The sequence below is a fragment of the Flagellimonas hymeniacidonis genome (genome assembly GCF_008040165.1).
In the GTDB taxonomy this organism is placed as follows: domain Bacteria; phylum Bacteroidota; class Bacteroidia; order Flavobacteriales; family Flavobacteriaceae; genus Flagellimonas; species Flagellimonas hymeniacidonis.
The window spans coordinates 1800009-1813426 of record NZ_VRUR01000001.1 but is presented as its reverse complement, the minus strand read 5'-3'; the positions used below and the strand labels follow the sequence as shown (position 1 = coordinate 1813426).

Here is a 13418-nt window from a genome sequence, read left to right as displayed (position 1 = left end):
TAACCGTTTACGTAAATTTTTCGAAAATTCTCAAGTGATTTGCCTAATTGATAGAATTACAATCAAAAAATTGACTATTTCCAACTTATAGCCAAGGAAAAATGAAATATCAGTGATATTTCAATATTTCTATATCCTAATGGTAATCTTGCTGGAATTGATTTATGCTCAAAACTTACCAGAATAAACAAAAGGATAGGTTTCTAGCTACGTTGAAGCTGGAGGACAAATCCACAATTGTAATAATAGAAAAAGAATATAAAGGGATTTATGTTAATTTTTGGAACCCTCAGCCAGTAGAAACAGCTTGTGGAAGGTTATTAATTTCGTCAAAGGAAAAAGTAGAAAAGAATTAACCAGCTCATAATAAGTCATTTAGTGCATTACCCCCCACATGACCGTAACTTACCAAAAATAAAGTGCTGGAAGCAATTTTCGTTGTTTCATAAAATCAACTTTATTTAGGACTTTATATACGTAAATAATCCCATGTCTATTTGAACTTTTTGCGGAGTGCTTCCCTGTTCAATTGACAATTCGAGTTATCCATGTAGATCAATACAAATTTGGTTTTCAAATACTTATGAAGTGTTCTAAGTTTTCTACTAAGTATTGACGAATCCAAGGTCTTTCTTTTTCCGCCTTTAATTCTGCTTGGTCGCTTTCTTCTATTTGTTTCCGGGCTAAATTAAGATTTAGGGACCAGTTTTCAGTCCAATAAACAAAAATCATGTCACTCAACCTTTTTCTATCATTTTCAGGTTGAAACCCATCCCTATAAAGCCGTTCGGGTCTACAGAACAACCCTTAATTATGCCATAAATACCTGTTTAACAAATAGTTAATGATAATATTGATACATCGCCGGACTCATAACCCGAAGGTCACAGGTTCGAGTCCTGTTCCCGCTACTAGAAAAGAAAAAGCTTCCAACAAATCGGGGGCTTTTTTTATGTTTTAAATTACTATGGGTACAACAATTTGAAGCTTTCCGATTGGTTAATACTATTTAAACCTGTTTAAGTCATTTTAGAATTCAATTTCTCTTGTAAGTTGGGTCATACTGCTGCATCATTAGCTTGCCGAAATATGTTATGCATGTGATTCGTTACAATACGCAAGGGATAATGGTTTGGCTCTATAGATCAAAGATTCCAGTTTCAACAAGAAGGGCTCAAAACAAAAGCTTGCTCTATTTTTAAAACTACTTAGATTATCTCACAAAAGGTTAATTAACGAGACTATTAAAAAAGACCCTCTTCCTCAGCTGACACATACCGTCTCAATAAGAAACCCTGCAAATCAAAACTTGAAGGGTTTTACTTTTTATTACACCCTTTCAACATGAACAGAGAAAGCTAAAGAAGTAGGTACAAAAGACAATGATATAACCTACCAGAAAGGATAACAAAAGTGTTGAAATAACTACAACATCTGCTGTATTTATCATTTAGAGGCCTACCCCATTTTGTTCTTACATTAAATTATTCTTATCAATCGATTAAAATATTTATCATTTTTAGAAGACAAATACATTTTTTATACATTTATCATATAAAATTTTATATAATCAGGTATTGAATTGAAATGTCAACCTCAAAACTGAAAACCAACATACTACTCTTAGCAGAATTCAAAAAGGGCAATAAAAAGGCTTTTAAAAAGCTATTTGAACTTTTTTGGGAGCCCATGTTCGTCAATGCCAAATCCATAGTTCTTGATGAGGATATCGCAAAAGACATTGTTCAGGATATTTGGCTTAACCTCTGGCAGAAAAAGGAAGGTTGTGACATTAAAAATTTTGAGGCTTACATTTTTAAATCTGTGACCTATGGCTGTTTTAAATATTTGCGGGACAACAAACTTAACGCAAGCCATCATCAAGCTATAGCGTCATTGGAATTGGCATCTGAATCTGCCATTGAAAACAAACATAATCTGGATCAGACCCAATTTATCATAGAAAGATCATTGACCGAATTACCGCCCAGATGTCAACAGATATTCAGACTTAGTCATATGGAATCTGCCAGTAATGAAGAAATTGCCCAACGTTTGGGCATCTCCAAACGATCTGTGGAAAATCAAATGTCCATTGCGTTAAAGTCCATCCGACAAAATTTAAGGCTGGCCCAAAGCTCCTTGACATCTCTTGTTATATTTATCACTCTCTTTTAATACCTCCTCCAATAATTAGGCTCACTAAATTCCCATATTCCATTCAAAAATGTTAATAAAATGTTAATTATGAAAAATTCATGTGAGTTTTCATGGCTTTATGGTTCATAATTATATAGCGCAGAAAATATGCAAGAGCAAGAATTTAAAAAACTGTTGGATAAATACCTTAACGGATCTATATCCAATCAAGAGCTGGAAATTTTAGAAAAGTTCAAGCAGGAACTAAAGTTGGCTCATTTAGAACTTCATTTTAATGATGAAGCCCACAAAAATGCCATAAAGGAATCGTTATGGACATCCATCAATACACAAACCCGTTCCAAGCGGAGAAAGTCGATTTTTTGGAAAGTGTCTGCCGCAGCAGCTGTATTTATAGGTTTAATGGCAATAGGGTATTTCTATCTGCAAAACAATACATCGAACACCAATCTTATCATCCCCGAAAATGCCATTACCCTACAACTTGAGAATGGAGATGTCAAAGTCATCAATGAAAATGGACAGGTAGAAGTACTTGATACCAATGGCAATGTAGTTGGAAAACAAGACGGGAAAAGTTTGAAATACTCCGACAGTGCTTCTAAAACAGAATTGGCATACAATACCTTGACCGTACCTAGAGGAAAGACTTTTCAACTCCAATTATCGGACGGAACAGTCACACACCTGAATGCTGGGTCCTCCATCCAATATCCTGTGCAATTTATTCCGGGTTCAGACAGATTGGTCTTAATCACAGGCGAAGCCTATCTGAATGTGGCAAAAGATCCTGAGCACCCTTTCATTGTAAATACAAATGGATTAAACGTTCGCGTGTTAGGTACCCAATTCAATGTATCGGCATATCCAGAGGACGAAACTACGGAAGTTGTGCTTGTTGAAGGTGCGGTAAGTCTATATACCGAGGAAGAAGAATACGGTTCGGAAAAAAACGTATACCTAAAGCCTGGATTCAAAGGAAGTTTTGACAAGGCCAAAAACAATATCGATACGTCGGAAGTTATAACGAGTTTGTATACCTCATGGATCAATGGGAAATTGGTTTTTCGGAACATGACCTTTAGTAACATCATGAAGAAATTGGAGCGACACTACGATGTGACCATTATAAACAACAATTCAGATTTGACCCATGAAGAGTTTAATGCGAATTTCGGAAATGAACCCATAGAAGATGTACTCATGGAATTAAAAGCCAATTACGGTATTGAATACCAATTCCTGAATGATAAAATAATCATACAATAACTACCGAACAGCTAAACTTTAAACCATATCGCCTATGACATAACCCAAAAAAGATGTGACCAAATACTAAATGATTGCTTCTTACTAAGGTTAAAATTGACCAAAAAAAATCGGAAAATGCTACGAACATCTTCCGATTGGTAGAAGTGATCAATCTAAAAAAGATTAACCACAATTAACACTATAAAAGTATGAAAAAACTTCTTACACTTAAAAGAAGCCTATTTCCAGTATTTAAATATGACCTAAAAATGAAACTCAGTACGTTGTTCCTTTTGGCCGCTCTCTTTTCCATGCAGGCCAACGATGCCTACGGACAACGTGCCAAAGTAACACTGGATTTGAACAACGTCTCCATTGGACAATTGATAGATGAAATAGAAAGTAAAACCGAGTTTGAGTTTGTCTATAAAATCAAAGACGTAAACATAGATCGAATTGTCTCGATCAAAGTGGATCGGGAACGTATCACCAATGTGCTCAACCGGGTTTTTCAAAATACGGAGACCACATTCAACCTCAACGACCGCCGAATTTATTTGGTGAAACGAACCGAATCTGAACGTACTTCCCAACCCGAGGAATCCAACTTGGGGGCCAAAGTCCAGTTTTCGGTAAATGGGGCGGTTACGGATGAGGATGGACAACCACTACCAGGTGCCAGCATCATTGAGCAAGGAACAATCAATGGGGTGAGTTCAGATTTTGACGGAAACTACACCATTGAGGTCTCGTCGGGCAATGCCATACTCGAGGTTTCCTATCTAGGATATTCCACACAAGAAATCGCTGTTAGTGGACAGACCACCGTAAACATTCAGCTACTGCCAGATGCAGGGAAATTGGAGGAAGTGGTCATTATCGGCTACGGTTCTACCACCAAGGAAAAGTTTAACGGAGCCGTTTCCAAAGTCGATGGCGAAGCACTGAACAACTTCTCGTCTGCAAACTTTGAGCAGGCACTTTCAGGGAACGTATCTGGAATACAGGTGCTTGGCAATGGAAAGAATCCCGGTGAGAACTCCGTAATTCAGATTCGAGGTCTCAACACTTTGACAGCAGGAACCAACCCGTTAATCGTAATCGATGGAAATCCTTTGTCCGAAGGATCTTCATTTAGTTCCATCAACACTCAAGACATCGAATCCGTCAACATCCTTAAAGATGCAGCTTCTGCCGCTATTTATGGTTCCCGGGCATCCAATGGTGTTATTTTAATCACCACCAAAAAAGGAAGACAAGGGAGTTTAAAGGTAACCTATGATACCTATTATGGATTTCAAGATCGCATTGACAACTTTGAACTCGTGGATGCCTATGATGCAGCTTTGTTCGATTCTGATTCCAGGAATTTTGGATATGTTTCTGGAGGGCCAGGTAGGAGCATAACCGATGACAATGCTACTCGTGATGCCAATGGAGGAGGAAAACGTAGTAGGATTCCAAATTATTTACAGGGCTATTTGGATGGACAGGCAGGTTTGACCAACACCAATTGGACAGAAGCCGTATTCCGTACTGCTGCCCAACAGAATCACTATATCAACCTCAGTGGTGGAACAGAAAAAACAGATTACTCCATTTCTTTCGGGTACTTGAATCAAGAAAACATTATAATGGATTCTGATTACAAGCGCTACACGGCCAATATGCAGTTGAATTCCCAAATAAACAAGCGGATCCGGTTTGGAATTACTTCCAATATTTCGTTGGTCAATTCCAATCCAACCGGTGAGGCGGGTTGGTCCAATTACGGTGTGGATAATAACCGTGCTCAACCAGACCCCAGTTTCTCCATCATATTGATGCAACCTTATTACCCAATCCGAAATACAGATGGTACTTTTGCCATAGCAAATCAATTACAGGACAATAACGACAATTGGGACGGGCCAATCTCCGAGAATACCGTTGCACAAACGGAGCTGACCGATTTTTTTGAACGACGTTTAAGATTGTTTGGAAATGCTTACGTGGAAGTGGAACCTTGGGACAATTTAAAGTTCAAAACCTCACTGGGCGGTGATTTCAACACCATTTTTACAGAATTCTTTGCTCCTTCAAACATTGGTAACTATAGAACTCCAGTGGCGAACAACCTTACGCAGGCTTTCGAGAACAACGCTAGAAGGGAAAATTTCATCACGGAGAACCTTCTGACCTATAACAAAATCCTAGACAAACATACCTTTGACGCTTTGCTGGGTTTCAGTTATCAAGAAGAAAGCTTTTTCAACACAAGATTACAGGGCAATAACTTTGCAGATGACAACCTTCGGAACATAGCCGGGGCCACCAATCCTTCTGCCGTCGTTGGCAGGAGCAAATGGGCGCTTGAATCCTATTTTGCCCGTTTGCAATACGACTATGATGGCAGATATTCCCTTTCTGGTTCTTTTAGAAGGGATGGTTCATCACGTTTTGGAGCAAATACAAAATATGGAAATTTCGCATCTGTCTCCGGCGGATGGACGTTGAGCAACGAAACCTTCTTTCCTGAAGACGGGCTTTTAAGTTTTGCCAAACTAAGGGCAAGCTGGGGCCAAACCGGTAACAATCAAATTGGGGATTTTGGTTCCATCGCATTGATTGACCCGGATAATTATGTGGTAGATGGACAACTGGTTCCAGGTTCATATACGCAAACCTCTCCCAATCCCGACCTTTCATGGGAAACCAATACCGCGCTGAATATGGGTGTGGACCTTGGTATTTTGGATAACAAAATATTGTTCACGGCCGAATACTACAAATCCAAGACCTCCGACCTCCTATTGGAAGTTCCAGTGCCACAACAATCGGGATTTTCCCAATCCTTGCAGAATATTGGCGAATTGGAAAACAAGGGGTTCGAATTTGAAATCCGAGGAAACGACTTTGAGATTGGCGAACTAAAATTGGGCTTTAATGCCAACATCACCAGTAGCAGAAATGAGGTTTTGGCCTTGGGAGAAGGTCAGGAACAGATTATCCAGAGCAACGGGGGAATGGGCTTCCTTACCAAAGTTGGTGGAAGTATTGCGGAGTTCTATGCCTATGACATCCAGGGAGTATTCAGAACCCAGGCCGAAATAGATGCAGCAACGGTGACACCGCTAGCGGGTACCGAAGTTGGTGATTATGTGGTAAGGGATGCCGATGGTGATGGACAAATTACCCCGGATGACAGGGTTACCCTTGGGGACTACAATCCAGATTTTACCTATGGTTTTGGTTTTACCCTCAACTATAAAGGATTTGATTTTAATGCCCAATTCACGGGAATAGAAGGCAGAAAAGTCTCGGACCGTATGGTTTACTTTGCAGAAAGTGGGGAAGGCTTTTTTGTGCCAACCCAGCATTATTTTGACAACTACTATTCCGATAGAAATCCCAATGGCTTTTTCAGAAGACCGGATTTTTCCAGTTTTTCCTCTGCCGGAAGGTTAACAAGGTCTTCCAGTCTTTCCGTATACGATGCGGATTATTTCCGTTTGAGAAGTCTGCAACTCGGATATAACTTCCAGGAAAGTGTCACCAATTATTTGGGCATCGATTTCCTAAGAATTTACCTAACGGGGAACAATATTTTCAATAGTACGAATTTCCGGGGATACAATCCTGATGCATTGGATACAAGGGACAGCAATAACCAACAAACCCTCACAAGGGGTTGGATTCAATCTGCTAGTCCGTTGACACGCTTTATAGCACTGGGATTAAACGTTAAATTTTAAACCGAAAACTGAACAAAATGAACTTTAATAAATATACATTTTTAATGGTGGTTGTCTTCCTTGGGCTGTTTTCATGTGAAGATGAATTGGATATTATTCCAATTACCGAAAAGTCTGCCAATAACTTCTATTCCAATGAACAAGAATTGGAAAGCGCTATAGCGGGAGTCTATGCACAATTGCAAAACGGAGGTCTTTATGGCCTAGATTTAATTGGTGTTGGTGAAATTTCAGGGGAAGATTCCTTTGAGGAAATTGCGGCAAATGATGGTGGTCGTTTTGGGCAATTAGATGATTTTTCGACCAACGCAGGTAACGACCTTGTAGGAGATATATGGCGCGAATCATACAAAGGCATCCAGAGGGCCAATACGGTCTTGAATCGAATTACCGACATAGAATATGAAGATGCCTCCCGTAAAACCAGTAGAATTGGTGAGATGAAATTCATTAGGGCCCTATTGTATTTCAATTTGGTAAGACTCTATGGCGATGTGCCCTTGGTCACCACCGAAACCGAGAGCCCCTTCGATTTCTTTGGTCAAGGCCGTACCCCAATGGCTCAGGTATATACCCAAATTGAAACCGATCTAAATGATGCCATCCAGGATCTTCCGGTAAGCAAAGAATTAGGTAAGCCTGCAAGGGGTGCAGCTCAAGCATTGTTGGGTGATGTACAATTGACCCAAGGTAATTTTGGCAGTGCATTGACCAATTTGGAGGCAGTGGTGAATTCCGGTGAATACACCTTGGCAGCTACAACCGCTGAGATTTTTGGTGTGGCCAACGAAGGTAATTCCGAAATCTTGTTCGAAGTGCAGTTTGCAAGCGGGTTTAACGTTGATGGCAGTTTTGAAGGCAGTCCTGCGGGCTCCCAGTTCCGCCCTTCCGGGACAACGGCAAATGCAAAAGGCCACAATCTGCCCACACAGGATTTTATAGATTCCTATGATGCTGGGGATACCAGACTCAATGATTATGTGGCTGTAGATCCTGGAGCAAACCCTTTTTACTTTTCTACTAAGTATGAGGTATCGACCACAGGTGCCGATGATGGGGGAAGTGACCATTTGATTATTAGATACACCGATGTCATCCTCAAATACGCCGAAGCGCTAAATGAAAACAATCAGACCGCTGATGCCATACTTCAGCTAAATACAATTCGGGCAAGAGCTGGTTTGGGGGCAACGACGGCAACGACCCAAGCAGAAGTTCGGGATGCAATTCGCCAAGAACGTCGTTTTGAGTTTATCGGGGAAGGCCATCGTTGGTTCGATCTAAAACGCTACGGTACGGCAGTTTCGGTAATGAACGCTTTTTTTAGCAGCACCGGAGCCAATGTAACCATAGATGACAACAAATTGATTCTTCCAATACCGCAAAGTCAATTGGACACCGATTCATCCATCACCCAAAATCCAGGGTATTAACCAGAATTACAGCATAAGAACAGCACTAGTTAGTTTGAGTTAGTTTAGTTTAGTTTATTTCAATCGGGGGGATTACGTCCCCCCTTTTATTTCTTTTTAAAGAATCACCAACAAACCTTCAAAAAACATAACATGAAACGCTTTTTATTTTTTACGGCCCTTCTGCTATGGGGAAACTGTAAAGGACAACAAACCACTGAGATAATCCCTAAGGATGCAGCAGATATCAAGGCATCCACAATCCAGGATAAAATCGCTAATCTCAACAATTCAGCAAACAAAGAAATCATTGTAGTAGCGCATCGAGGAGATTGGCGGAATGCACCTGAAAATTCGTTGCAAGCCATCCAAAATTGTATCGATATGGGTGTGGATATGGTAGAAATTGACATAAGGGAAACCAAAGACGGCCATTTAGTGCTCATGCATGACGAAACTATTGACCGTACCACTACCGGAAAAGGATTTGTCAAAGATTGGACATTGGATTCGTTAAGGACATTGCACTTAAAAGATGGATTGGGAGTCGCTACTCCGCATAAAATACCAACACTTGGAGAAGCACTTATGACCTCCAAGAACAAGATTCTGGTCAATCTGGATAAAAGCTATTCCATTTTTGACAAGTGTTTTCAAATTGTAAAACTGACGGAAACCCTGGATCAGGTTATCATCAAAGGAACGAAAACAAGAATGGAGGTAGAAGAAGAATTCGGAACATATCTGGGCAACGTCAATTTTATGCCTGTAATCCGCTTGAAGCAAGGTAGCAGTGAAATTGTTGATGATTATGTGGAGCACCGCAAACCTGTGGCATTCGAATTTATAATCCCGAACGACACCATCGGTTTAGGTTCTTATTTCAACGAAATACGTGAAAAAGGATCAAGTGTTTGGGTCAACTCGTTATGGCCTCGTCTGAGTGGTGGCCATGATGATGAAAAAGCCGCAATGGACATCAATACCTATCAATGGTACATCGACAACAATGTCGATATTATCCAAACTGATCGCCCGAAGTTGTTACTGGAATTTTTACGAAGTGAGAACTTGCATAACTAAGACCACACATGATTTTAGATTCCGAGTTAATCCTAAACCCTGACGGAAGTATTTTCCATTTGCATTTGAGACCAGGGCAAATTGCAGATACCGTCATTCTGGTGGGCGACCCCAAACGGGTAGACGTATTTGAATCTTTATTTTCTGATATCGAATTCAAAATAGCCAACAGAGAATATGTGAGCATCACCGGAAAATTCGAGTATAAAAGAATTACAGTTGTTTCCACCGGTGTCGGCATTGGTAATATCGACATTGTTATGAATGAATTGGATGCATTGGTCAATATCGACTTTGAAACGAGGGAAATAAAGAAAGAAAAAAGAAAACTTGAATTTATAAGAATTGGGACTTCAGGTAGTCTTCAAAAACACATTCCTGTCAATTCGTATGTCATTTCCGAAAAATCAGTTGGGTTTGATAATCTCCTATATTTCTATGAAAAAGGGGAAGAAGTCGTAAATGAAGAGTTCCGTAGATTGTTTCGGATTTTGGTGGGAGGCCATTCCATATTTCTGAATCCATATGTGGTGGACGCCTCAAAAAAATTGCTTCTTCAATTAAAGAGCGAGGATACCTTTATAGGTATCACCATTACAGCACCAGGGTTTTATGTGCCTCAGGGAAGGGAATTGCGCCTTTCCAAAAAACTGGACGACATCAACAATAAACTCTCCGATTTCGAATATCATGGCCATACAATAACCAATTACGAAATGGAGAGCTCTGCGCTATACGGTCTAGCCAAAATGCTGGGACATGATGCCATCGCCATCTGCCTGGTCATTGCAAATAGATTGAACAAAGAGGCCAATAAAAACTATCGTGAAAAAGTCAAAGAACTCATAATATATGTTTTACATAAGATTATAGCAGATGAATCATAAAATCGGTATAATTCTGACCACCTTGTTGTTAGGATGTCAGTGGGCTTGCAGGCCCAAGTCCGAACCAATAGGTACACATCGTCAAAACACCGAATTGCCCAAAGTCCAAAAGAAACTTTCGGATTGGCAAGAAGGTTATTTGGACATTCATCATATCAATACAGGAAGTGGTAATTGCACGTTTTTTGTTCTTCCAGATGGCACCACCATGCTTTTGGATGCCGGAAGTATGGACAAGGAGAAGTTCGAAGAAAAATATAATCCCTTAAAAGCCACCTCCCCGGTACCTGATGATAGTAAACCAACTTGGAAATGGATATCGGACTATATCAAAAATGTTACTCCAAAAAAACATCAGGACAACATAGATTATGCGGTGATTTCCCACTTTCATTCCGACCACTACGGAAGTCTAATGGATTTAGGAAAGGACATTCCCTTTGGGAAAATCATAGATCGGAATTCGCCGTACCTCAACTTTCCATTTGACCTTACCACCTATCTAAAAAATGACAGTATTTTTCAGGAATATATTTCTTTCCTGGCAACAACGAAAATGCCTGTCGAGGCTTTGGAAGTAGGCAGTAAATCCCAAATACAACTCTTAAACCACAGAAACAAGTACGGAAATTTTTCCATTCGCAATATCAAATCCAACGGTACCATTTGGACGGGAATGGACAGCATTACCATGGAGTATTTTTCCGCAAATGATATGACAGCTTTTTATAAAGGTGGCTACAATGAAAATCCACTGAGCTTGGCACTAAAGATGTCCTATGGTGATTTCGACTACTTCACAGGTGGTGATAATACAGGTCTGCAAGGCTTTGGCCTTCCCAAATGGTTTGATGTAGAAACGCCAATTGCAAAAGTTGTGGGCCAGGTAGAAGTGACAACTCTTAACCACCATGGGAATCGAGATGCGACGAATGAGTTTTTTGTCGAAACCCTAAACCCCAAGGTGGTAGTTCAGCAATTATGGTGCTCAGACCATCCAGGACAAGAAGTATACCAACGCTTAATTCATCAAAGTCAGAAGACCAACATAAGGGATATTTTCTCAACAAACATGCATCCTGAAACATTGGTTACTTACGGTCCATGGTTTAAGGACAATTATAAAAGCCTTCAAGGGCATATTGTAGTGCGTGTCGCTCACAATGGAGCAAGCTTTATGGTTTACGTTTTGGATGAAGCAACTTTAAATATAAACAAGTATTATGGCCCCTATCAAAGTAATTAAAATTGCATTTATCCTGATGGCTGTACTATGCAGCCAATATAGTTTCGCACAGCACAACGATAAACCCAAATTGGTTGTCGGAATCGTAGTCGACCAGATGCGGCAGGAGTATCTGTACCGTTTTTGGGATAACTATTCCGAGAACGGATTTAAACGTTTGATACGAGATGGTTTTAACGTCAAGAACATGCATTACAACTATGTTCCAACGGCAACCGGACCGGGCCATGCCTCTATTTATACAGGGTCGACACCTGCAAATCATGGAATAGTTGCCAACGATTGGTATAATAGAGAAAAAAGGCGCCCGATGTATTGCGCTGAAGATGAAGCCGAATTTCTGGTGGACGGGCCAAATTCTGAAAAGAAAGTGACGGGTTATTCCCGCTCCCCAAAAAATTTGAAGTCCAATACCATTACCGATGAACTTAAACTGTTTTCCAACGGACGCTCAAAGGTAACAGGAATTTCATTGAAGGACAGGGGTGCCATTTTTCCGGCGGGCCACTTGGCCGATTATGCATTTTGGTACAATACCGAGTCAGGGGACTTTATAACAAGTTCTTACTATTCGGATAATCTTCCGAAATGGTTGAACAAATTCAATAAAAGAAAGGTCGCCGATTCCCTTTTGAACGTGAAATGGGAACCTTTATTACCTTTGGAAAAATATAGCCATAGCGGACCGGATGCCAGTTCTATGGAAAAACTATTCGTCAGCAAGAAAACCTCCGAATTCCCCTATGACCTCAAAAAGCTCAGAAAAAAGAATGGTGATTTCGCACTGCTGCCCCAAGTGCCCTTTGGCAATACGCTGTTAACCCAAATGGCCAAGGCGACCATCAAAGGAGAAAAAATGGGACAGGACGATGAAATAGACTTTTTGACCATAAGTTATTCCAGTACCGATTATGTAGGGCATGGCTTTGGAATCCGTTCCAAGGAACTGGAGGACACCTATGTGCGCATCGACAGGGAGCTTTCCGAACTCCTCGGTTTCTTGGATGACGAGGTTGGAAAAGGAAATTATCTACTGTTCCTGACCGCTGACCATGCGGCCAGTGATCACCCACCATTTTTGGAAAGTTCAAGACTTCCGGGCAAATTCTTCGATACGGCCGCAATCAAAGATAGTCTGAATAGAAGTCTCTGGAAACTGTACGGTCAGGGGGATTATATTTCCCACTTGGATAAGATCCAAGTTTATCTGAATACGGTTAAAACATCAAAAAGAGAAGTTCTCGAAACTTCCATTGCTCTATTAGAATCGATGGAAGGTATTGCGGAAATGTATGTGCCGTATCTTCACAATACTAGAAACTTCGAAATCGATAAAATTTTCAGAAAAAGCTATCATCGTCAGAACTCAGGAGATATTCTTTTACGCTTCAAACCAGGATGGATGCCAAAAAGACTAGAAGGCACCACCCACGGAACAGCATATAACGATGACACCCATGTACCCATGTTGTGGTATGGTTGGAAGGTGCCTCTAGGAACAAGTATTGCAAAACATACCATTGACCAGATTGTACCGACTCTTTCTTTTTTATTGGACATTCCCTTGCCTTCCAATGCTTCCAGCGAGCCGATACATGAGTTATTCGATTAAACCCAAGGGCTTTAAAATGCATAGTGGATATGG

Annotated in this window: 8 protein-coding genes; all 8 read left to right on the top strand. The window is 40.5% G+C overall.

What is annotated here, in order from left to right:
* The first annotated feature begins 1587 nt into the window (after nt 1–1587).
* The 8 genes from FVB32_RS08200 (at nt 1588) to pafA (ending at nt 13385) form a co-directional block, all read left to right on the top strand.
* A complete protein-coding gene (locus FVB32_RS08200) occupies nt 1588–2178 on the top strand; it encodes an RNA polymerase sigma-70 factor (protein ID WP_147743057.1) in 591 nt (196 codons plus the stop codon).
* Between the two features lie 129 nt (nt 2179–2307).
* Nucleotides 2308–3429, top strand: coding sequence for a FecR family protein (locus FVB32_RS08195; protein WP_147743054.1), 1122 nt, complete (start codon nt 2308–2310; stop codon nt 3427–3429).
* Between the two features lie 191 nt (nt 3430–3620).
* Nucleotides 3621–7145 carry a TonB-dependent receptor gene (locus FVB32_RS08190; protein WP_147743051.1) on the top strand — a complete coding sequence of 1175 codons (3525 nt, stop codon included), beginning with the start codon at nt 3621–3623 and terminating at the stop codon, nt 7143–7145.
* Nucleotides 7146–7162: 17 nt separating this feature from the next.
* Nucleotides 7163–8578: a RagB/SusD family nutrient uptake outer membrane protein gene (locus tag FVB32_RS08185; protein ID WP_147743048.1), complete on the top strand. Its 1416-nt coding sequence runs from the start codon at nt 7163–7165 to the stop codon at nt 8576–8578.
* A gap of 132 nt (nt 8579–8710) precedes the next feature.
* Entirely contained in the window at nt 8711–9640 is a 930-nt protein-coding gene (locus tag FVB32_RS08180; protein ID WP_147743045.1) for a glycerophosphodiester phosphodiesterase family protein, read from the top strand.
* A gap of 8 nt (nt 9641–9648) precedes the next feature.
* A complete protein-coding gene (locus FVB32_RS08175) occupies nt 9649–10527 on the top strand; it encodes a nucleoside phosphorylase (protein WP_147743042.1) in 879 nt (292 codons plus the stop codon).
* Nucleotides 10517–11773 (top strand): ComEC/Rec2 family competence protein, encoded by a 1257-nt coding sequence (locus FVB32_RS08170; protein WP_147743039.1) that lies wholly within the window; start codon nt 10517–10519, stop codon nt 11771–11773. Before FVB32_RS08175 ends, FVB32_RS08170 begins: the two co-directional genes overlap by 11 nt.
* A complete protein-coding gene (pafA, locus tag FVB32_RS08165; RefSeq protein ID WP_147743036.1) occupies nt 11751–13385 on the top strand; it encodes an alkaline phosphatase PafA in 1635 nt (544 codons plus the stop codon). Before FVB32_RS08170 ends, pafA begins: the two co-directional genes overlap by 23 nt.
* Nucleotides 13386–13418 lie beyond the last annotated feature (33 nt).